General features: G+C 60.5%; 11 protein-coding genes. 4 read left to right on the forward strand and 7 right to left on the reverse strand.

The features are described 5' to 3' along the window. Window positions 1-211 precede the first annotated feature (211 nt). Window positions 212-1,489: a 4-aminobutyrate--2-oxoglutarate transaminase gene (gene gabT / locus MARLIPOL_RS10740; protein ID WP_012138117.1), complete on the reverse strand. Its 1,278-nt coding sequence runs from the start codon at window positions 1,487-1,489 to the stop codon at window positions 212-214. A gap of 116 nt (window positions 1,490-1,605) precedes the next feature. Beyond that, window positions 1,606-3,360 (reverse strand): ABC transporter transmembrane domain-containing protein, encoded by a 1,755-nt coding sequence (locus tag MARLIPOL_RS10745; protein WP_012138118.1) that lies wholly within the window; start codon window positions 3,358-3,360, stop codon window positions 1,606-1,608. 248 nt (window positions 3,361-3,608) lie between these two features. On the opposite strand from MARLIPOL_RS10745, the gene MARLIPOL_RS10750 reads away from it, so the two are divergent. Further along, window positions 3,609-5,417 (forward strand): ABCB family ABC transporter ATP-binding protein/permease, encoded by a 1,809-nt coding sequence (locus tag MARLIPOL_RS10750; RefSeq protein ID WP_012138120.1) that lies wholly within the window; start codon window positions 3,609-3,611, stop codon window positions 5,415-5,417. A 97-nt stretch (window positions 5,418-5,514) separates the two neighbouring features. Here the strand turns inward: MARLIPOL_RS10750 and recD are convergent, their stop codons facing one another. From recD to recC, 3 genes are read right to left on the reverse strand one after another with little or no spacing between them, the layout of a single operon-like run. Next, window positions 5,515-7,794, reverse strand: coding sequence for an exodeoxyribonuclease V subunit alpha (gene recD, locus MARLIPOL_RS10755; protein WP_012138122.1), 2,280 nt, complete (start codon window positions 7,792-7,794; stop codon window positions 5,515-5,517). Next, window positions 7,791-11,513 carry an exodeoxyribonuclease V subunit beta gene (recB, locus tag MARLIPOL_RS10760; RefSeq protein ID WP_012138124.1) on the reverse strand — a complete coding sequence of 1,241 codons (3,723 nt, stop codon included), beginning with the start codon at window positions 11,511-11,513 and terminating at the stop codon, window positions 7,791-7,793. Before recB ends, recD begins: the two co-directional genes overlap by 4 nt. Continuing rightward, window positions 11,510-15,103, reverse strand: a complete 3,594-nt coding sequence (gene recC / locus MARLIPOL_RS10765) for an exodeoxyribonuclease V subunit gamma (RefSeq protein ID WP_012138125.1) — start codon at window positions 15,101-15,103, stop codon at window positions 11,510-11,512. Before recC ends, recB begins: the two co-directional genes overlap by 4 nt. A 136-nt stretch (window positions 15,104-15,239) precedes the next feature. Here recC and MARLIPOL_RS10770 point away from each other — a divergent pair, with 136 nt between their 5' ends. The 3 genes from MARLIPOL_RS10770 to MARLIPOL_RS10780 all read left to right on the forward strand — a co-directional run bounded on the left by MARLIPOL_RS10770 (window position 15,240) and on the right by MARLIPOL_RS10780 (window position 19,822). Continuing rightward, window positions 15,240-15,677, forward strand: a complete 438-nt coding sequence (locus tag MARLIPOL_RS10770) for a DUF4864 domain-containing protein (RefSeq protein ID WP_012138126.1) — start codon at window positions 15,240-15,242, stop codon at window positions 15,675-15,677. Window positions 15,678-15,872: 195 nt separating this feature from the next. Then, the gene (locus MARLIPOL_RS10775; protein ID WP_012138127.1) at window positions 15,873-17,579 is read left to right on the forward strand and encodes a VRR-NUC domain-containing protein; all 1,707 of its coding nucleotides are present in this window, start codon (window positions 15,873-15,875) and stop codon (window positions 17,577-17,579) included. Continuing rightward, a complete protein-coding gene (locus MARLIPOL_RS10780) occupies window positions 17,576-19,822 on the forward strand; it encodes an ATP-dependent DNA helicase (protein ID WP_012138128.1) in 2,247 nt (748 codons plus the stop codon). Before MARLIPOL_RS10775 ends, MARLIPOL_RS10780 begins: the two co-directional genes overlap by 4 nt. Before the next feature lie 29 nt (window positions 19,823-19,851). Here MARLIPOL_RS10780 and MARLIPOL_RS10785 read toward each other — a convergent pair whose 3' ends face one another. Both MARLIPOL_RS10785 and MARLIPOL_RS10790 read right to left on the reverse strand, forming a co-directional pair. Then, window positions 19,852-22,380 (reverse strand): chemotaxis protein CheB, encoded by a 2,529-nt coding sequence (locus MARLIPOL_RS10785; RefSeq protein ID WP_012138130.1) that lies wholly within the window; start codon window positions 22,378-22,380, stop codon window positions 19,852-19,854. Next, on the reverse strand, window positions 22,380-22,997 hold the full coding sequence (locus MARLIPOL_RS10790; RefSeq protein WP_012138132.1) for a PAS domain-containing protein: 618 nt from the start codon (window positions 22,995-22,997) through the stop codon (window positions 22,380-22,382). Before MARLIPOL_RS10790 ends, MARLIPOL_RS10785 begins: the two co-directional genes overlap by 1 nt. Window positions 22,998-23,076: the final 79 nt, after the last annotated feature.

Here is a 23,076-nt window from a genome sequence, read left to right on the forward strand (position 1 = left end):
TTTTTTGGTCACACCAAAAGTACAAAGCGTCGGTGAGGGCAGGCTGTCGGAAACTGTGCGGAGCCATGGATGGCGGAGCCCAAGCGTCCCATGGATGGGCTTGAAGCGTGTTTCCGACAGCCTGCCCTCACCGATGCCCGCACCCGATTCAGGAGACCAAAAAAAGCCGGGCGTTTAGCCCGGCTCTGTCATCAGAAAAGTTTGAAGGGAATTAAGCCCCAACCTCCTTCAGGCTCTCTTCCACTATTGCCAGCCCTTCTTCCAGCACATCATCTTCGATGGTCACCGGCATCAGGAACCGCAACGTATTGCCGTACATACCACAGCTCAGCAGAATCAGACCCTTTTCCTTCGCCTTCTTGGTCACTGCTGCCGCCAGCTCCGGCTTGGGCGTACGGCTGGCCTTGCTCTCCACCAGCTCGAAGGCCGCCATGGGACCAAGATTGCGCACGTTATCCACATGCTCGAACTGGTCCTGCCACTGACTGAAGCGCTGTTTCAGCTTCTCGCCAAGTGCCTGGGCCTTGCCCAGAATATCCTCTTCCTTGAACACATCGAACACCGCCAACGCAGCCGCACAGGCCGTCGGGCTACCGGTGTAGGTACCGCCGAGAGAGTTCGGGCCAGACGCATCCATGTAATTATCGGTGCCGACAATGGCGGAAATCGGCATACCGTCCGCCATGCTCTTGGCCATGGTAATCAGATCCGGCTCAATACCGCTGTGCTCAATGGCGAACATCTTGCCGGTTCGGCCAAAGCCGCTCTGAACCTCATCCACAATCATCAGGATATCGTTTTCATCGCAGATCTTGCGAATGGCCTTGAGGAAGCTCGCTGGTGCAGCATAGAAACCGCCCTCACCCAATACCGGCTCGATCACGATTGCTGCGGTATTGTGGGCCGGGGAATCGGCCTTCATCGCCATCTTCAGACCGCGTAGTGCCTCGTCTTCACTGACACCGTGATACGGAACAGGGTAAGGAGCGCGATAGACGGTACCCGGCATCGGACCGAAATCGGTCTGGTAGGGCGCGGCCTTGCCGTTCATCGCCATGGTGTAAAAAGTACGCCCATGGTAACCGCCGTCAAAGCAGATCACGTTGGTGCGGCCGGTGGCAGCGCGGGCGATCTTGATGGCGTTCTCCAGGGCCTCGGCACCGGAGTTGGCCAGCATGACCTTGGCGTGGCCGCGGACCGGACTGACGCTGCTGAGTTTCTCTGCCAGTTTGACGTAGCCCTCATAGGGCATCACCGTCTGGCAGGTATGCATCAGCTTGTCCAGCTGGGCCTTGACGGCTTCCACCACCTTGGGATGACGGTGACCGATATTGAGGACACCGATGCCACCGGCAAAATCAATCATCCGGTTGCCATCGGCATCCCACAGTTCCGCGTTGGTCGCGTGATCGGCAAATTGCTCATTGGGACTTGCCGCGCCCGCTGCAACGTAGCGTTCTTTGAGTGCCTGCAATTCTTTATTGCTCACTTTGCCATTCTCCCTGATATCAGGTTCGAATATTTGGCGGCAACCGGGCTTTGATGGGTCGCCGCCCTGGAATCTCTCTATCAGTGTAAGGAGTACGGTGACGGTTCACAAACCGACTAACTGATTACAGGGCTCGTTTCCTCTTCGGAATCGCGGAACTGCAGCTGTGCCAGGCGCTGGTACAAGGGGTTGCGCTGAATCAGCTCATCGTGGCGGCCAATGTCCTGAAGTCTGCCCTGATCCATCACCGCAATCCGGTCGGCATCGCGAACCGTGGCCAGCCGATGGGCAATAACCAGCGTGGTTCGTTGTGCCGTCAGCGCCGGCATGGCTTGTTGAATCAGGTGCTCGCTTTCCGCATCCAGGGCACTGGTGGCCTCATCCAGCAGCAGCACCGGGGCATCCGCCAATAACGCACGGGCGATGGCCAGTCGTTGTTGCTGACCACCGGACAGCCCCAGACCGCTGTCTCCCAACCGGGTGTCATACCCCTGTGGCAGGGCCCGGATAAACTCATCGGCGTGGGCAATAACGGCGGCTGCCTTTACCTCTTCCAGTGTGGCTGTCGGCCGCGCGTAGCGAATATTATCCAGCACCGAGCCATGGAACAGCGCGGGATTCTGGGGCACCAGCGCAAAACACCGCCGCAGATCCGCCAGAGTGAGCTTGCTGACGGGAAGTCCGTCGATGGTGATGGTGCCAGCTTCCGGTTCGTAGAAGCGCAGCAGCAGATCAAACAGGGTGGATTTCCCGGCACCGGAAGGGCCCACCAGCGCCACCGTCTCACCGGCACGTATGTGGATGTCCAGATGATGGATGGCCGGCGCTTCCGGCCGTGACGGATAGTGGAAGGTCAGCGCTTCAATATCGATCTGGCCGCTGACATGGATTGGCAGAGTTACCGCGTTCTCCGGTTCACTGACCAGTTCCGATGGCGTCTGTAACAGTTCAAACAGCCGTGCGGCGGAACCGGCGGCGCGCTGGAGTTCCCCGATCACTTCGCTGAGCGCGCCGGCAGCTACCCCTACCAGCAGGCTGTAGAATACGAAAGCGGCCAGCTCCCCGGGACTGATCCTTCCGTGGATGACATCCAGGCCTCCGATCCACAGCACCACCCCGACCGCTCCCATGACCAGAGCGATGGCCAGGGCGGTCAGCCAGGAACGCTGCCGGATCCGGGCGCGGGCAATATCGAAGGCTCGTTCCGACACTTCGGCGAAGAAGCGGCGGTCGTGGGGTTGATGATTGAACGCCTGAACGGTTTTGATCTGGGCCAGATTTTCACCCACGTAACTGCCGACATCGGCCACCCGGTCCTGGCTGAGGCGGGATAACTGACGAACCCGGCGACCGAAAAACAGAATCGGAATGATCACCAGCGGGAAGCCCAGAAAAATCACACTGGCCAGTTTTGCGTTGGTAACAAATAACAGAATCAGGCCCCCCACCAGCATCAGCGCATTGCGCAGGGCAATGGACATCGTCGAGCCGATCACTGACTGCAGAACCGTGGTATCGGCGGTAAACCGGGACTGGATCTCCAGTGCCCGGTTCTGTTCAAAGAAGCCGGGGTGAAGGTCTATCAGGTGGTTGAAGACTTGCTTGCGGATATCCGCCACCACCCGCTCCCCGATCCAGGACACCAGGTAGAACCGCGAAAACGACCCGATCGCCAGGCCCAGCACCAGCACAAAAAACAGCCCGATAGCCTGGGCCAGATTCTCGGGCGATTGGGTAGCCAATCCCTGGTCCACCAGAATTCGTAAACCCTGACCCAGGCCAAGGGTAATACCGGCAGTGATGATAAGCGCCACCATGGCGCCAACCACCGCCCGACGGTAAGGGCTGATAAACCCAATAACCAGTTTCATAGCTTTGCGGTGACGGGTGTTAATGGTATGCCTCCTGGATGCGGTAGACTCTGGCGACTATACGGCTTGTACTCGTAACAAGACCTATCATACAGCTATGCAAGAGCGTGCGGGGTGGGTACTGCCTACCAAGACCGTCAAAAGCCAGGGATGGCTTTTGACGAGCGTACAGGGACGTATTTACAGCGTGTCCTGGCAAGCCGTTCCACCCCGTACGCTCGACTACTCTGAAGCGAAAGGAAGACCAAGTGCGCGCCTACGCCGATAACGACTACCCCGCTGATCACAAACCGGACTGGAAGGTCATAGCCGGTCTATGGCCTTATCTGGCGGAATTCCGTGGCCGTGTGTTCCTGGCCCTGGGCTTTCTGGTGATCTCCAAGCTAGCCACCGTGGCGACACCGGTGGCGCTGAAATACATTGTGGATTACCTGGACCAGAACCGGGGCGGCGAACTGCTGTTGTGGATTCCGGTGCTGCTGGTCGTGGCCTATGGCCTGCTTCGGTTTGGCAGCACCCTGTTCAGTGAACTGCGGGATGCGGTGTTTGCCCGGGTAGCGGAGCGGGCGATGCGACGGGTGTCGTTGCGGGTGTTTGAACATCTTCACAATCGGGAGCTGGCGTTTCACCTGGACCGCAAGACCGGTGGTCTGGCCCGGGATATCGAACGGGGCACCAATGGCATCAGTTTTCTGTTGCGTTTTACCCTGTTCAACATCGTGCCCACCCTTCTCGAAATCCTGATGGTTGCCGGCATTCTGTTTGTGGTGTTCAACGTCGGCTATGTGCTGGCGATTCTGGTGGCGGTGGTGGTGTATGTGGTGTTTTCCATCAAAGTCACCGAGTGGCGGACGAAGTTTGTGCGGGAAGCCAATGCCCGGGACAACCAGTCCAACTCGCGGGCGGTGGACAGCCTGCTCAATTACGAGACGGTGAAGTACTTCAATAACGAGCGTTTTGAGGCGCAGCTGTACGACCGGGATCTGGAGGACTGGGAACAAGCCCGCCTGAAAAACCGGTTATCACTGGCGGCGCTGAACTCCGGCCAGGCCCTGATCATCGGCCTGGCGATGATTGCCATCATGGCGATGGCGGTGCGAGAAGTGGCCAGCGGCGAGATTACCCTGGGTGACTTCACCATGATCAACGCTTACCTGTTGCAACTGTTTATTCCCCTGAACGCCCTGGGGTTTGTCTACCGGGAAATCCGTCAGGCGTTGGTGAATGTGGAGCGCCTGTTCGGGCTGTTGGGTGATCCCCCGGGCATAAAGGACGCGCCGGATGCCCGGCCGCTGGCAGTGAATGACGGAGAAGTATGCTTCAGCCACATCCACTTTGCCTATCGCCCGGATCGTCCGATTCTGCAGGATGTGGATTTTTCCATTCCTGCTGGTCACACCGTGGCGGTGGTCGGCGCCAGCGGTGCGGGTAAGTCCACCCTCGCCCGATTGCTGTTCCGCTTTTTCGATGTCGACAAGGGCGCGATTACCATCGATGGCCAGGATATCCGCGAGGTGACCCAGGACAGCCTGCGCGCCGCCATTGGCGTGGTGCCCCAGGATACGGTGCTGTTCAACGATACCCTGTATCGCAACCTGGCCTACGGCCGACCGGAGGCCAGTGAAGAAGAGGTGTACCGTGCCGCCCGCATGGCGCACCTGGAAGACTTTATCCACAGCCTGCCCGATGGCTATGAAACACGGGTCGGTGAACGCGGGCTGAAACTCTCAGGCGGTGAGAAGCAGCGGGTGGCCATTGCCCGGGTGATTCTGAAGAACCCGCCGTTGCTCATTCTGGACGAGGCCACATCGTCACTGGATTCGCTGTCCGAGCAGGCCATTCTGGGGGCGTTGAAAGAAGTTAGCCAGCAGCGGACGACGCTGGTCATCGCCCACCGCCTTTCCACGGTGCGGGATGCCGACGCCATTCTGGTAATGGATGGCGGCCGGATTGTGGAAAGCGGCCACCACAACGACCTGTTGGCTCGGGGTGGCCGCTATGCACATCTGTGGGAGCAGCAGCATCGGAGCGGTGATAACTCCCAGTTGAGCCAGTGATCGGAGGGCCTTGCCAAAACCGTGCGGAGCCAGGGATGGCGGAGCCCGAGCGTCACATGGATGTGCCGAAGGAGCGTGTTTTGGCAAGGCCCTCCGATCACTGGCGTCCCGGGCGCTCGTTATCAGCAAGCCTCAACGCCAGCCCGGAGGCCCGGACCACCTGCTGCCCGACACTGTCTTTCAGTACCTGGGCATCGCCGGTGATCAGGCTGAACCAGTTCTTTGCCCGGGTGATGCCGGTATAGACCAGCTCCCGGGTCATCACCGGGCTGAGTCGGTCCGGCAGTACCAGGCAGGTATGGTTGAACTCGGAGCCCTGAGACTTGTGCACGGTCATCGCGTACACGGTTTCCAGTTGTTGCAACCGGCTCGGGGATATCCAGCGTATGCTGTCGGTCCCGTCCCCGCTGGGAAACGCGACCCGCAACGTGAACCTGGGCTCACCGGACTCGGTCCGGTCCCAGGGCACGCTGAAGGTGATACCGATATCCCCGTTCATCAGGCCCAGGTTGTAATCGTTGCCGGTGATCAGCACCGGCCGCCCGGCGTACCAGCCTTCGGCGCGGGGAATCAGTTTTTCCCCCAGCAACTGCTGCGCCACCTGGTCGTTGAGGCCTTCCACTCCCCAGGGGCCCTTTCGCAGGGCGCAGAGAATCTGGAAATCGTTGAAGGCGGTCAGTACGTCTTTTGCCAGATCGTCCCAGTCCTCCCGGGAGCTGTCGGGCGTTAACCGATGATGATTCATGCGTTCCAGATAGTGACGATACCCGACCGGTGGCGGCAGCATCTGCCGGTTGACCTCCCGACCCTGGCCCTGATGTCGGAAGGCGTCCGGCGTGCCGGTGACGGCATGGGCACAGACCAGTTCCAGGGTGTCGTCGAGGGCCGGTCTGGCGGTGCGGCCGTTCAGCCAGATGACGTCATCGAAGCCGCCGTCGCGGCACTGTCGCAACAACGCTGCATCCAGGGTATCGGTGTTGACCGCTTCCGCCAGTTTGCGAATACCGCTGTCCTCACTGAAACGATAGCTCTTGCGCAGCATCGCCACCGCCTGGTCGAGCACCTGGCCCTGGGGATCAATCCGTGAGTCCGGTACCCGGTCGCCAGTGATGGTGTGCAGCCACTGGGCAGTGTCCGGGGTGTAATGGGCCTCTGCCGCACGCTGGCACAATTCACCCAGAACGGCGCCGGCATCCACCGACGCCAGCTGGTCCTTGTCGCCCAGCAGGATCAGTTGGGCATCGCTGGGCAGGGCATCAAATACCGAAGCCATCAGGTCCACATCCACCATGGACGCTTCGTCGATCACCAGGATATCCACCAGCAGCGGATTGTCCCGGTTGTGGCGGAATTTGCGGGTGTCCGGCCGGCTGCCGAGCAGGCGATGCAGTGTGGTGACTTTGGTGGGAATGTCGTCCAGCACCACCTGACCGGGCAATGCCTCCAGTGGCAGGCGGCTGACCGCACCGCCGATGGATTCGTTCAGTCGTGCGGCGGCCTTGCCGGTGGGGGCGGCCAGACGAATACGGTACTTGCGACCGGCCCGTTCCGGGGATTCACCGGCTACCGCCTGCAGGGCTGCCAACAGGTTCACCACGGTGGTGGTCTTGCCGGTACCGGGACCACCGGTAACCACCGCAAACCGGTTGCGGGCGGCGAGGGCGCAGGCCAGTTTCTGGTAATCCACATCCGGTTGGGGTTTGAACAGGCAGCCCAGTGCCTGCGACAGGGTGCCGGCGGATGCCGAGGTCGGGTCCGCCAGTGGGGAGAGCAGCGCCAGCCGTTGCTGGATGCCCTCGGCAATTCGCTGTTCGTAACGCCAGAACCGGCGCAGGTAAAGTCGGGTATCGTTCAGCACCATCGGCGTGATCTGTGAGCCATCACTGACTGCCGGCGTGTTGCCCAGGGCGGCAAGACACTCCTGCAGGGAAACGCTGGCCAGCACCTCATCCGGGGCCAGTTGGCTCAGTTCCGCTGCTTCGGAATCCGTCAGTTTATCCGGGCCGGGTTCCTCCGGTGGCAAGGACAGGGTGGCGCCGGCATCGGACAACAGATTGGCAAGGTCAATACACACATGGCCCCGACCTACCTGATGGGAGGTCAGTGCTGCCAGTAACAGCAACAACGGTTGTGGCGTATGGCCCTGCTCTTCCAGAAGGTTCCGGATCAGCCGTGCAAACCCCACATCCAGTGGGCGAATCCATTCGGCCTGTTGCCACTGGAGCAATAACGCTTCGGTCCGGTCGAGGCTGGCCAGTAGCTTGCGGGTATCGACAGTCGGTACTGATGGCGCTGTGGATAATGGTGGCGCAGGGCTTTGACCGTCATCGCCGAGATCGAAGGTGAACTGTTTGTCGGAGTTGCGGGTCCGGCTCATGCGGCTACCTCCCATGGCGTGTTGCCGTCAAACATCGCATCCAGTTGCTTGATCAGTGTCTTCGGCGGCTTGTCGGTAAAGGCGCCGGCGGTGGGGGCATTCACCCCGCGCAGGAACAGATACACGGCACCACCGATGTGGGTATCGTAGTCATAATCCGGCAGCCGGGCCTTCAGCAGCCGGTGCAGGGCCAGCAGGTAAAGGATGTACTGCAGGTCGTAGCGTTTATCCAGGATCGCCTCACCCATGGCCTGGTCGGTGTAGGCGCTGTCATTGTCGCCAAGGGTATTGGATTTATAGTCCAGCACGTAATACTGCCCGTCATGTTCAAACACCAGGTCGATAAAACCCTTGAGCATGCCGTTGAAGCTGCGGTCGTTCACCTGGGGTCGGTCGGCGCCGTTAAGGGTATGGTGCCTGACCAGCTGGTCCATAGCCCGGGTACTGACGTGGCAGCTCTCGAACCAGAACTCCAGTTCCGGGCGCAGGGTGGTCAGTTCCGCCAGGCTGGCGCGCTGATGGCCGGTTCTGCTCAGCGGGATCGGTTGGCGAATCAGCGCCAGCAGCCACTGCTCCAGCGGCTCCACCCACTCGCTCCAGCCACGGGTGCTGCATCGGCGGGTGAGCTGTTCGCGCAGTTGCGCGGGGTGGTCCACAACCTGTTGGAATCCCTGTTGGGTACACCACTCCAGTAACTCATGCAGGAAGGTGCCGGGGCCAGCGCCTTTGGGGAAATGGTGGTGGTTGCGGGTCGCCGGAACAGCGGCTTCTTCGGCCTCGTCCTGGGCACTTTCTTCCAGCAAATTCTGGGTTTCCGCATCTTCCACTTCTCCGGTAAAGACGATACCGGTTCCGGCCATACCGGTGTACTCGATGGAGGAATAACTGGCGATCCACCAGTCCTCTTTTGCTTCGCGGTTGGAGACCAGCGCCGGCCCCAGGGCTTCCGGTGCGGCTTCGGTGTAGTGGTTGTCGGTGGCCTCCGGCAACGGCATGACCGATATCGCCGGGTGGCCGTTCGCCAGTTGGTTCAGGCAGTTGCTGACGGAGTGCGGTTCACCTTCCCCGCCCATCAGATAGCCCAGGCCGCTGAGGGGCCAGTTGTCGATCGCCGCCACGCCGACCCAGGTGGCAAAACGGGCGCGGGTCAGCGCCACGTAGAGTTTGCGGATGTCCTCACCCAGCCGTTCCCGGTCGGCCCGTGCCACGTCGTCCGGGGTGGGGTCGAACACGGTGGTAAGCTGGCCGCTGTCATCGTGATAACGGACAAAGGCCTGTTTCTCGTTCTCGGCACGAAATGCTGTGCCGAAGGGCAGGAAAACCAACGGGTATTCCAGACCCTTGGATTTGTGCACGGTGATCACCTTTACCAACCCGGCGTCGCTTTCCAGGCGCAGGGTGCGATGTTCGTCTTCCTCGTCCGCCGCCCGCAGGATCTGGGTGTAGTGGTGCACCAGCGCGTGTTCGCCGTCCAGTTGCAGGCTGTCCTGCTGTAGCAGTTCGGCAATGTGCAGGATGTCGGTCAGTCGGCGCTCGCCATCGGGGCGCTGGAGCAGCCGGCCAGGCACATCGAAATCCATCAGGAAACTGCGCAGCATGGGCAGCACGCCCTGGTTTTGCCATTGCTGCTGGTAACCCATAAAGCGTTCAATTTCCCGCTCCAGGGCAATCTCGTCGGTCAGCAACCGGTTCAGGGAGTGCCAGGACTGGCCCAGCGTCGGGGTGGCCAGCGCAGCCCGGGCGTAGGCCAGTTGCCGGGGTTCGGCAAACGCCCGGAGCCAGCACAGCATTTCCCTGGCTTCCTGTGAGGTCAGGACCGAATCCCGATCCGACAGGTACACGCTCTTGATCTGGCGTCGCCCGAGGGCATCCCGCACCGCGCTGGCTTCGTTGCGGTTGTTGACCAGAATGGCGATGTCCTTGGGGGCTACCGGTTCGAGATCCGCCGGGTTTTCCGTCAGCGCAAATCCGGCCTCGCCCGCCTGCCCCTGGCTCAGCAGTCGGGCAATTTCACTGGCACAGGTCTCCGCGATATCGGCGGTCGCCGCCCCTTTTGCCAGCCCCTTGCGGTTGCCGGCCTTGTCCTCTTCTTCCGATTCCAGCGACCAGAAGGTGAGACTCGGCTGGATTTCGCCCTGGACCGACCACAGGCGTTTGGTGCCATTGGCGCCGACACTCTGGAACGGTAGTGGCGAGGTGTCGCCCTTGCCGAACAGGAAGGCGCCATCACGGCTGTTTTGATCGCCATGCTCAAACACCCGGTTGACGGCTTTCACCATGGATTCGGCGGAACGGAAGTTGCGGCCCAGGGTGTAGGTGCGTTCCCGTGCGCCCTTGCGGGCTTCCAGGTAGGTATGGATGTCCGCACCGCGGAAACCGTAGATGGCCTGTTTCGGGTCACCGATCATCAGCATGCAGGTGTGCGGGTGGTTGTCCGCCACCTGGTAGACCCGGTTGAAGATACGGTACTGCACCGGGTCGGTGTCCTGGAATTCGTCAATCAGTGCCACCGGGAACTGACGACGGATGGTGGCCGCCAGTTGCTCGCCGCGGGGGCCGTGCAAGGCGTCGTCGAGGCGGGTGAGCAGATCGTCGAAGCCCATCTCCGAGCGTTTCTGTTTTTCCGATTCCAGCCGTTGGGCGATCCAGTGGCTGGCGTGCCGGAGAATATCCGACTCGGCACTGGGCAGGTTCTGGCTGAACGCTACCAGTTCGGCTATGGCCTCGAAGGCGGGATGGTGTGGCGCCGGGTCCTCGCCCTTGAGCTTGGTGGGCAGTACGGCCGGTGTCTGGTTCTGGAAGCCGGCCTTGTCCAGCCCCTGGGGATAGAGTTCGTCCGAAGCCGCCCAGTCCAGCAGGGTATCCCAGGCAGCAATCATGGGCTTCATGCTGCTGCCGTGGAGCCGTTTGCTCTTGTTGAGCGTGGTCAGCAACTCCACCACGTCGGGTTTCCAGTGGGCCCAGTCATAAGCCTTCAGTTCCCGCGCCCGTTCCTGGCGTTGATTGACGGTCTGTTCGATGGCCTGTTTCACATCACCGGTGGCTGCGCCCAGGCTGTTCGCGTCGGGTATCAGGTTACGCACCGCCTTGCGCAGGTCATCCGGGGTTTTCCAGTGGCTGAGGGCTTCGTCCATCAATACCGGCGATAAGGGGTAGATGAAGGTGCGCCAGTAATCCCGCACCACCTCGTCCAACAGGTCGCTCTGGTCGGTTTCCAGGGTAAGCTTGAACAGGCTGCCGCTGTCGAAGGCGTGCTCGCTGAGCATTCGGTTACACCAGCCATGGATGGTGGAGACGGCGGCCTCGTCCATCCACTCGGCGGCCAGTAACAGTTTCTTGCGGCATTCCGGCCAGGTGGCCGGGTCCGGGTAACTGTTATCGCGAAGCTGATGGATCAGCGCGGTTTCCGGTGATGGCGCTGCGGCGTCTGCGGCATCGGAAAACACCTCGGCGGCCTGGGTCAGCCGGGTACGGATGCGGTCCCGCAGTTCCTTGGTGGCGGCGTCGGTGAAGGTCACCACCAGCAGGTTCGGCGGCAGTATGCCCTGTGCCAGCGGGCTGTCCTCCGGCTGGTCGTGGCCCAGCACCAGGCGCACATACAGAATGGCGATGGTGAAGGTCTTGCCGGTACCGGCACTGGCTTCAATCAGGGTGCTGCCGTTCAGGGGCAGCGTTAAGGGGTCCAGATTCGGATTGCGGTTTGTCATGTTTTCGCTCATGCCTGACCCTCGATCTGTTCGGCGGCGGACTTGCCCTGCTCCGCTTCCCACAGGGGCACATAGAGTGCATGCAGCAACGCCTCGAATGCACCACTGGCCATCAGTAACTCCGCACTCTCAAATGCCCCTCTCAGGTAACCGGTGTCCCGCTCCAATGCGGTGGTGTAGGCCTGCTCCGCGTCGCTGATCGCGCGTTCATGGTCCCCGAGGAATTTTTTGCTTTGATAGAAGCTGTAAATCCAGGCGAAGCCGGCTTCACAGTGAATCGGCAGGGCGCGGGTGGTGGCCTCCATCCAGCGGGCGATGATGGCATCCAGGTGCGCCTGTGCCTGTTCCCGCTCCATCGGAGCGAAGCGGAACCTGCGGCCCTCTTCCTTGCCGAGGATCAGGGTTTCAAACGGCCGCCCGGTAAGCTGCCCGGCGAGATGAATCACCCAGTCCCGCATCAGGTTGGCGTACCGTACCTTCTTGCTGTAACCGGAGCCTGTCAACAGCCCGGAACTGGCCACCACCAGCCGGCACAGCTGGCCTTCGTGGTTACAGCGCAGGCCATCGATCAGGTCCAGCACCTCGACAGCGCCAGTGGCGTTGCTGACGTGGTAGTCGAAGGGGATGGGTTCGCTGACCGTTTCCGGCCACTCCATCAGTGCAGTTTGATAGCGCTCGAACAGGTCCGGCAGGCGGCCGGACAGCTCGGTGCGCAGCCGGTGCTCGGTGACCCCCATGCCCAGGTCACCGCGCCGGGCCATGCGATCCAGGGTGGCTTCCAGCCGTTCATGCAGTTCTTCTTCCGAGCCGGCCTTCATTAGACCTTCCCGGATCAGTTCGTTGTCGAGCCGCCAGCGGTCCAGACCGTTGAGGTCGAAGTTCTCGTTGTCGGTGTCCTCGTCTTCCACATCCTCAAAGCGCACCTGCAGGCGACGCTGGTAAAAGGTGTCGATGGGCTTTTTCAGGAACGCCGCCAGATCGTTCAGGGTGATGGGCTCTTCCGGGGTCTGATACGGCAGGGCATCCTGGGCCTGTTCTGCCGCTTCACTGCCATGGGCGCTGCGCCATTCCCCCTCGTAGGTAAACAGCGTGCGGGCCTGCAACACCTCGGTCAACGGTCTTGGCGGGCTGTTCTCGCCTTCGCCCAGGCCATTGGCTTTGGGGAAGTAATCGCGGCTGAACGGTTGCAGCGGATGCTGCGTGGTCAGGGCATGGGTGACCGGCTGGGATGGCTGGCCGGTGACCTGCCACAGGCTGTCGAGATGGTCCCTCAGCTGGCCCACCAGCACCGAGGGTGGTCGCTCGGAATCGTCCTTGATGCTGCGGCCGACCCAGCTGATGTATAACTGTTCCCGCGCTGACAACAGCGCTTCCAGGAACAGGTAACGGTCGTCCTCGCGGCGGGAACGGTCCCCCGGTCGGTAATCCTGGGCCATCAGATCGAAATCCACCGGCGGCCGGGAACGGGGGTAATCGCCATCATTCATGCCCAGCAGGCACACCTTGCGGAAGGGAATGGCCCGCATCGGCATCAGGGTGGCGAAGTTCACCTTGCCGGCCAGGAAGCGCTGGTTCAGGCCGCCTTCATCAAGGCCTTCCAGCAGCACATCCTTGACGATGTTCAGGGGCAGGGACTGATTTTCCAGCCCGGCGGCCAGGGCATCCTCCAGCCATTGTTCCAGCTGGCGGCGGAAGCGGTTGAGCAGTAGCAGATCGCTGCCGGTTACCTTGTGGAAAAAACGCTCCAGCATGTCGGAAAACAGGGCTTCCCAGGCTGTCGCCGTGCGGGATTGCTGTAACGCCTGCCACAGGGTTTCCAGCTGGTGAACGAACTCGCTGAGGCGCCCGGCCAGGCTGGCCTGAAGCCCGCCGATTTCGCCGTAGGGTTCCACTTCGGCCCAGGGTTCATCTTCTCCCATGCTGTACCCCAGCAGCATCGACCTTAGTCCCGACTGCCAGGTGTTACGTTCCAGCTCGGCCGGCAATTCCAGGCTTTCCCGGTGCTTGCCGTGCAGGCCCCAGCGGATGTTGGCGCCTTCCACCCAGTGCCGGGCCAGGGGAATCTCGTCCTCGGCGATACCGAAGCGATCGCGAATGCCCGGCACTTCCAGCAGGCTGATGATTTCACTCACGCCGAAGCGGCTACGGGGCAGCGACATCAGGGTTTCCAGGGCAATCAGCACCGGTTCATGGTGACGCTGGCCCTGGTCGGAAATAGTGAAGGGAATATGCCGTGTGCGACCGGCCTGGTAACGACCGAACACCGCCTGGATGTGGGGCGCGTACACGTTGATATCCGGGACCATGACGATGACATCCCGGGGCCGCAGCGCGGGGTCGGCGTTAAAGGCGGCCAGTAACTGATCGTGCAGGATTTCCACTTCCCGCTGGGGGCTGTGGGCATCATGAAATACCAGGGAATGATCCCGACCGGGATCCAGCTGGCGCTGCTCAGCGCGAATGTCCTGCAGTGGCGTCAGGTTGTAAATGTCGTTCTGCAACTGGTGCAGCAGGGTGGCTTCCTCGCCGGCACCGTGCGCCGAGAAGATGTCGATTTTATGGTCCGGGGTCTGGAAGCTGCTCCGGTACTCTTCCGGATTATCGAATTCATCCAGCAGGCGGATGTAATCACGCCCCTGCTTACCCCAGGCTGCGAGCAACGGGTTGGCATGCTGGTGCAACTGGTCCGGATCAGCAACGTGGGAAAGCGTCGGGTGGGCGATCCCACGTTTGCGTTCGGCCTTGAGCAGTTCCCGGTCGCTGATGATATCCGCCCAGTAGAACTGACTGGGGTTGTGGACACACAGCACCACCTGGCTGAAGCGGCTGAGCACGTAGAGGGCTTCCAGTGCCTGCCGTGGCAGGGAGGAGACGCCAAACACCACAATGCGTTTGGGCAGCCGGGATGGATTGGCAGGCACACGGATACGCTGGCCTTCGGTCATAAACCGGGTGTGAATCTGCGAGCGGCTGGTGTGGGCCTCGGCACCGACATCTTCCACCACCTTGCGCCACAACAAGGGTTGCCAGCGGGTTTCATCATCCAGCGGCTTCTCCTCACCCCGGGCGGTGATCACCACATCCCGTCCCTGCTCCCAGGCACTGAGCCAGTCGGCGCGGAACACCTGGTACTGGTCAAACAGATCCGCCACTTTCTCGGCCAGCTGGAAATCCCGCAGATCCGGATCAGTGCCGTCCAGGAATCGGGCCATCGGGGTGAAGGCGTCGTCCTGACCGACCAGTTCCGGCAATAACCGGTATAACCGCCAGACCAGTCGACGCTTGTCGAACGGCGATTGCTCCGGCACTTCGCCATCGGGCATGACCGCCCGGTAGGCCTGCCAGATAAAGCGGGCGGGAAACAGGAAATCCATGCCGGCGGCGATCCCCAGCCCACCGTCGGCGCCCTCCTCCGAACGCTTCTCCGCCAGTGCCAGCTTCAGCCACTGGGCAATGCCGTTACTCTGCACCAGGAAGGTTTCGCTCTCCAGAGGCGGCATGGGATTCTGGCGGCAGATGTACACCACCGCGCGGCGCAGGTCTTCCAGGTGATTGGCGTGAATGGCGTGAAAGCCGGGTTCGATGGCGGTTGTGTCGGGCATACCTGCTCTTTGGGGGTCCGGGTAAACGTGGCGACTACAGAGTAGCGCAAACCCGGGTGAAATTTCTCGAAAACACATCCGCCAGGCTGAAAATGGCGTAAGCTTAAAACAGGGTTTCCCTGGGGAGGACACCATAATGACCACTTCCCTGATCCAGGCCCGTATCGGGCTTTTTTCCTTGCTGTTGATCGCAGCGATGATGACCTTTGTTCCAGCTTCGCCCAGAGCGGGGACCGAGGGTTCCGCTATTCGTGAGACCATACTTCTGCAAATAGAGGCGTTCGCCAATGACGACGATGAAGCTGCATGGCGGGTGGCGTCGGATGGCGTCAAACGCCGGTTTGGCAGTTCGGATGTGTTCCTGGAAATGGTTAAACACGCGTATCCTGCGGTTCACCGTGCCAGTGCCATTGAGTTTGTAAGGCGGGTTCCTCACGGTGATTTCGAGATCCAGGTAGTGCGCCTGAAGGGTCCGGATGGAAAGCTGTGGGATGCTTATTACCGGATGGTGCTGGTTGATGATCAGTGGAAGATTGGTGGGGTACAGATGCAGCCGGCGGATTTGGGTATTTGAGACCTGGTCTTGGCCATCGTAGAGTTGGGTGGACTGCGACCGAGCGGGTAAGATCTGCCAAAATACGCTGTGAATACGTCCCTGTACGCTCGGCTCCGCCATCCATGGCTCCGCACGATTTTGGCAGATCTTACCCGCTCGATCGCGTGCAGGCTAAGGCAGTTGCGGCCTCTCAATAAGGTTCCCTGGAACACTATGACCACCGAATCAAAAGGCCAACGCCCCCAGACGGCGGACCTTGAAGACCCCCTGTATTACCTGAAGAACATGGACACAGTCGTGTCATGGGTGACCAGTCACCACGGGGACCTGCTGACCGCCAATGAGCAATCCCGTTTAGACAATTTCTTCAAGCTATCTGTCGCCGCGCGTGGATTGCTGACGCGTATGGTGATGCGGACGGGCGAATTGTTTCGTGTGGATAAACTGAATTACCCGGAGCTGCCAGATTCCGTCGGTTATGCCTTGGCCGAACTGATCGAGAGTAACTGGTTGCAGTCGTCCCCTCTGCTCGGCATTGATGACCTGTTCCGGCTTGTTACCCTCACCGAACTCCGGCCGGTTTTTGCAAACCTGCTGACGGAACTGGGCCTGCCCAAGAACCTGTCCAAATCCCGGATGCGTGAAGTATTGACCGAACATTTCCCGGAGCCGCAGCGTTTGCAGGAATGGTTGGGCGATGGCGCTCCGGCAATGGTGCGGCTGCGGGATATGCCTCTGTTTGACCGCATCCGCCTGATGTTCTTCGGCAACCTGCGTCAGAGCTGGACTGATTTCGTGCTGGTGGAACTGGGTTATCAACAGTACGAGCAGGTGACCTTTTCCACCGATTCCCGGGCTTTTCATCAGCGGGCGGACGTGGACTGCTATCTGCAGATGCACCACTGTCGGCAATGGCTGGATGAGGGCGTGGCCGCGGTTGAGGTGTGGCCCGAGGTGCCCGGTCCTTTGGCAAATCCCTGGCTGACCAGTCGGCGGGACCGGTTGTTGCTGGAGTTGGGCCGGCAGGCGGAGCGGCAGGGTGAGCGAGAGCTGGCGCTGGAAGTGCTGGCGGCCAGTAACCATCGGGAGGCGCGGTTGAAGCAGCTGCGGTTGCTGGAACGAATGAAACGCTTTGGCGAGGCCTGGAAGATTGCCCGACATTGGCATGCCGGGGACCTGAGTGATGCCGAGGCCCAGGGGCTGGCGCGCATTCTCAAGCGGCTGGCACCGAAAATGGGCGCGGCGCCGCCTGCCGTGGATACACCGCCGCCGATCCGGGAGTTCACCCTGACCTTACCGAAACCTGAAATCGCGTCGGTGGAGCTGGCGGCTCAGCAGCATCTGGAGACCGAGGAGGCCCCGGTTTTCTATGTGGAAAACACCCTCATCAACAGCCTGTTCGGCCTGCTGTGTTGGCAGACCATTTTCGCGGCCATTCCCGGCGCTTTTTTTCATCCTTTCCATGTGGGGCCGGCGGACCTGATGCGGGAGGACTTTGTGGAACGACGCCAGCAAGCCTTCGACCAATGTTTTGCACTGTTGCGGGGTGGTGATTACAGGCAGCGCATCCTCGAAACCTGGCGGGAAAAGCACGGCATTGCCAACCCTTTCATAGTCTGGCCGGTGTTGTCGGAAGACCTGTTGATTATGGCCATGGACTGTATTCCGGCGCATCACCTGGAGCGGCTGTTCGAACGCCTGCTGAATAACCTGAAGGAGCACCGCAGTGGCTTCCCGGACCTGATCCGGTTGCACCCCAACACCGCCGGCCCGGGACCGCTTTACGAAATGATTGAGGTAAAAGGACCCGGTGACCGGCTGCAGGATCACCAGCGTCGCTGGTTGGCTTTCTTTGCACGCGAAGGTATGCCCGCCAGCGTCTGTTACGTGCGCTGGCAGGCAGATGGGGACAGCGAGTGAAGGTGGCCGTCCGTACCCTGTGTGAGTTCGCCGCTCGTCGTGGCGACCTGGACTTTCGTTATACCCCGGCACCCAGCGCTGAAGAGGGCATTGCCGGCCACCAGGCCATTCAGTCACGGCGTGGCTATGGCCATAAGAGCGAGTACTTACTGACCGGGGAGTGTCTGGGGTTAGTGCTCTCGGGGCGAGCGGATGTTTACAATCCGCACAAGGGTCGGCTGGAGGAGATCAAAACCCACCGGGGTGACCTGTCCCGCATCCGTGAGCATCAGCGTGCACTCCATCGTGCGCAGCTCAGAGCCTACGGTGCCCTGCTGTGCCGGCAGGAAAACCGCAAAAAATTGGAACTTGCCCTGATCTATTACGACACCGGCAAGGATAAGGAAACCCCGGTAGCGGAAACCGCTACGGCGGATGAGCTCTGGCGGGAGCTTGAAGGGCTGTGCCAGCAGTACAAGGCCTGGGCAGAGCAGGAAGCACATCACCGGGAGCAGCGAAACGCCCTGCTGTCCGAATTGACGTTTCCCTTTGCCGAATTCCGGCCGCGGCAACGCCAGCTGGCTGAAACGGTCTATAAGAACTCTATGACATCCGGCGCTTTGTTGCTGGAGGCTCCCACTGGTCTGGGCAAAACCCTGGGTACCCTGTTCCCGGCCTTGATGGCCCTGCCGGCGGCGCAACAGGACCGGCTGTACTACCTCACCTGTCGTAATACCGCCCGCCAGCTCGCCATGGATGCGGTGACCCGTCTGCGTGCAGCCCAGAATCAGCCCCGCTGGCCGTTGCGAACCCTGGAGCTGGTGTCGAAAGACGATGCCTGTGAGCACCCGGACAAGGCCTGCCATGGTGATTCCTGTCCGCTGGCCAAAGGCTTTTTCGACCGCCTGCCGGATGCCCGGGCCGAGGCTGCACAGACGGAAGATACGCTGGATCAGGCAACATTGGCGAAGATCGCCGCAAGTCATGGCATTTGCCCCTATTTTCTTGCCCAGGAGATGGCGCGCTGGTGTGACGTGGTGATTGGCGATGTGAACCGGCTGTTTGACCAGTCCGCCCTGCTCCACGGCCTGATTCGCCAGAATAACTGGAAGGCCAGCGTACTGGTGGATGAAGCCCACAATCTGGTGGACCGGGGCCGGGGCATGTATTCGGTACGGCTGGAACAGCAACGACTGCTGAAGGTGAAGAAGAGCGCCCCGAGACCGCTGAAATCGGCGATCGATCGCACCGCCCGGGCCTGGCAGAGTCTGATCCGGGATCATCAGAGGGATGACGAAACCCCGGTATTTCTCGACAATCTGTCCCCCCAGCTACTCGGGGCCTTGCAGGCCACGGTCTCCAACCTCACCGATTATCTGGCGGACAACCCGCCGGACCTCACCCTGCAGGAACTGCTGTTTGAAAGCGTGGCCTTCATGAAGCTGGCGGAGTCCTTTGGCGATCATTCCCTGTGCGAATTCCAGCGCACCGGCCGGGGCCGGGCCAGTCTCACCATTCAGAACCTGATACCGGCGGATTTTCTTCGGGAGCGGTTCGAAGCGGCGCAGTCGGTCCTGTTGTTCTCTGCCACATTAAGTCCTGGCGTCTACTACCGGGACCTGCTGGGCATGCCGGAGGACACCCGCTTTACCTCCCTGCCCAGTCCGTTCAGTGCCGAGCAGTTGCAGGTGCAGTTCACGCCGGGCATCAGCACCCGGCAGACCCATCGGGACGCCTCCCTGAGGCCGATAGCGGATCTCATCGCCCGGCAGTTCCGCGAACGGCCGGGTCACTACCTGGCGTTTTTCAGCAGCTTCAAGTACGCACGGGCGGTCAGTGAGACCCTTGCCAAAGAGGCGCCGGATGTTCCCCAGCGCTCTCAACAACCGGGCATGTCGCCGCAGCAACGAAGTGAATTTCTGGCAGGGTTTCAGAAGTCCGGGGGCAGTGTCGCATTTGCGGTACTGGGCGGCGTGTTCAGCGAGGGCATCGACCTGCCCGGCGACCAACTGATTGGTGCCTTCGTGGCCACCCTCGGCCTGCCGCCCTTTGATGCCTGGCATGACATCCTCAAGGCCCGTCTTGAGCAACGATTCGGTGCCGGCTACGACTACACCTATCAGATTCCCGGCCTGCAGAAGGTTGCCCAGGCTGCCGGGCGGGTGATCCGCACCCCGGAAGACCGGGGCGTGATCTGGCTGATTGATGACCGGTTTCTGAAACCGGCGATCCACTCGTTGTTACCGCGATGGTGGTTCCGATAACCCAGTTGCCATCCGGGGGCGGAGCCGGGTCAGGATTTCGGATGTTTCCGTAACGAGGATTCCAGCTTCTTGGTGTCGGTAATATCCACCAGGGTGATGACGACCCCGTCAATCACATTATCCAGCCGCCGGTAGGGGATGATCCTGACCGAAAACCAGCGATCATCCGTTGTCGTGATCTGCTTTTCGCTGACCGCCAGGGTACTCAGGGTGTGCCGGGCGTCTTCCTGAAGCTCCGGATAACTGAGATAGGTGGTCAGGTCACTGAGTGGACGGCCGATGTCGCTCTCGCGCAGGCTGATAATGGTTGCGGCCCGCTCGGTGTAGCGCCGCACATTCAGGTCTTGATCCAGGAACAGTACCGCGATTTCAATACTGTTGAGCACATTCTGCATATCGCTCTGGGCGAGCGAGAGGTCATCCAGCTTGGTTTGCAGCTCGGTGTTGATGGTTTGCAGTTCCTCGTTCATCGACTGCATTTCTTCCTTGGAGGTTGTCAGTTCCTCATTGGTGGACTGCAACTCCTCATTGGTCGATTGAAGCTCTTCATTCGATGCCTGCAGTTCTTCCCGGGATACCCTCGCCTGTTCCCTGAGACTTTCGATTTCCTGCTGGTACCGCTGAATCTCCGCATCGTGGTCCGGATTGGCGGCTGACGCTTTTTTGTGGCGCTTGGGTGCGACCTGGTCAGGCGCGTCGTGGAACACCACCATGGTCATGCCCTTCAGCGCCTCGGGCTTACTGAAGGCCTGAATGGAAAGGTCGACGGCTTGTGTGCCGGTGCCTGTCTGTACCAACACGCCTTTAAGCTCCACCGGCTCGGTCTGGGCAGATGCCTGTTTCAGCGCGGTATACAGTGGCTCCCGCAACCCGTCACGGGCCATGGCATGGATGTTCCAGTTGGCCTTACCGGCGGCGGGTTCCAGGTACTTGCCGGTACGCCCGCTGATGTACACGATGTCAGCATCGGCATTGAGCAGCACCGCGGCAGGCGAATACACCTGTAACAGCACATGATCCGCTGCGGACTGCAGGTTGCTGTGGGCCTCCTGTGGGGGAACCTGGTTGGATGGCACGGATTGCTCCTTGGGCATAGTGGACAGCGGCGGAAACGATTTTAGCAGGAAGTCGGTGTGGCGGTTGGACTGGTAGGGTTTGCTCCGATAGAGGCGCATTTTGGGCTTCAACGGTGCGAACAGATGATTCAGCCGGCCAACGGTTTCGGAACTGCCCAGCATCAGTAGCCCGTTGGGGCGAAGACTGTAGTGGAACAGGGGCAGTATCCGGCGCTGCAGTGTCAGATCAAAATAAATCAGCAGGTTACGGCAGGATATCAGGTCCAGCTTGGTAAACGGTGGATCGAGAATGACGTCGTGCCGTGCAAACAACACCTTGCCCCGAATCGATGGTCGTATCTGGTAGTAATTATCGTGTTTGACGAAAAAGCGCGCCAGTCGGGCCTCGGACACGGTGTCTTCAATATTCAGTGGGTATTGCCCTCGCCGCGCCACGTTAATGGATTCCGGACTGATGTCGGAAGCAAAGATCTGCAGGTCCAGCTTCCGGTCAGGTTCGATGTGGTCCAGCGCTTCGGTGAACGCAATTGCCAGGGAATAGGCCTCTTCCCCGGTTGAGCAGCCCACTACCCAGACCCGTAAAGTGTGTTCCGGTGGCAGTAGGGAAAGGAGTTCCGGCAACCCGGTATTGATCAGATACTCCCAGGTATCGGGATCCCGAAAAAACTGGGTAACGCCGATCAGCAATTCCCGGAACAACAGCTCTATTTCCTGGTTGTTTTCGGCGAGGAAGTGGGTGTAATCGGCCAGATCCGACATACCATGGATCGCCATGCGGCGCTCAATCCGGCGGTTCAGGGTGGTGGGCTTGTAAAGTGAAAAATCGTGTCGGGATTGCTGTCGCAGCAGGCGAAGGATCGGGTCCAGTCGTGTCAGCGAGGTGTGAGCGTGATGGTTTTGTTCCGGACTTTGGCCCGGCTCGGGAACACGTCGGACATAGGCCAGTATACGATCCGGTAATTCATCGGCCGGTGCCACAATATCGGCACAGCCGGCGGCTATGGCGTTTCTGGGCATGGGATCGAACTGGGCGGATTCAGGGGTCTGTACCACCGTCAGCCCGCCGGTGGCCTTGATGGCCTGCAGGCCCAGGGTGCCGTCTGAGCCCATGCCGGAAAGCACAACGGCAATAGCCCGCTCATTCAGTGCGCTGGCCAGCGATGAGAACAGCACGTTGATGGGCAGGCGCAAGCCTCGGGGTTGGGCTGGCTGATCCAGTTTCAGGGTGTTGTCGACCACCCGCAGCTCCCGGTTCGGGGGGATGACATAGACGGAATCCCCACGAACGGGCATGTTCTGCTCCGCTTCATACACCGGCATTTCGGTAAAGCGTTGCAGCAGTTCGGGCAACATCGCCTTTTGGGTCGGATCCAGATGCTGCACTACCAGAAACGCCATGCCGGTATCGCATGGCGTATTGCGGAAAAAGTCTTCGAGGGAAGCCAGACCGCCGGCGGAAGCGCCTATACCGACGATACGCATCAGGAGCTGGCGGAGGGTGTCATGGCTTCAGTCAGTATCATCAGAATACTGTCCTCGGAAACGGCAGACCTTGAGTTGATTATCAGCCTCCTGCGATCAGGGAGCTCGACCACCACACTTTTAGTGGGTTGTCTGCCTGAGCCTTGTTCCTCAGTATTCCTGAACAGTGCGTCCACCGAGCCTTTCTGGTCGGGGGCCAGAAGCGCGCTCAGGGGCTTGCCGGTCAGCGGCTGCGCGGAATCACCGAAAAGTAGGTCTGCGGCCTGATTACCCTCAATAATTTCACCATCGTTGGCGACGACCAGATAGGCAGCGGGAGCCTGCGCATAGAGTGATTTGTAGTGTGCCAGTTCCTCGGTGATTTCCTGTTCGTTGGCCTGAAGCTGCTCATACAGAAGATCAAGCTCCACCTGATAAGTCTGCATCTCATGGAGCAACTTGAGGGCGTCGGCAGCGGATTCGGGATTGCTCGCACGTTGGTAAAGCAGTTGCAGCGCATCCACGCTGAGCGATCCGCCACGGTTGGATGGCGGCACGCCGTGGTCGATCAGGTCCCTGGCGCTGCGGCGCAGCCGGTCATGGCTTTCGGAATTCGGCTTTCCGTGGGTGTTGTCCATAGTGCCTCCTAAAAATGCGCCTCCCAAAACCGGCTTTCTGTTTACGTCTATTGAGTCTACTCCACCTTGAGGCCCCGAA

Origin of the sequence: Marinobacter lipolyticus SM19 (assembly GCF_000397065.2) — a bacterium.
GTDB lineage: Bacteria > Pseudomonadota > Gammaproteobacteria > Pseudomonadales > Oleiphilaceae > Marinobacter > Marinobacter lipolyticus.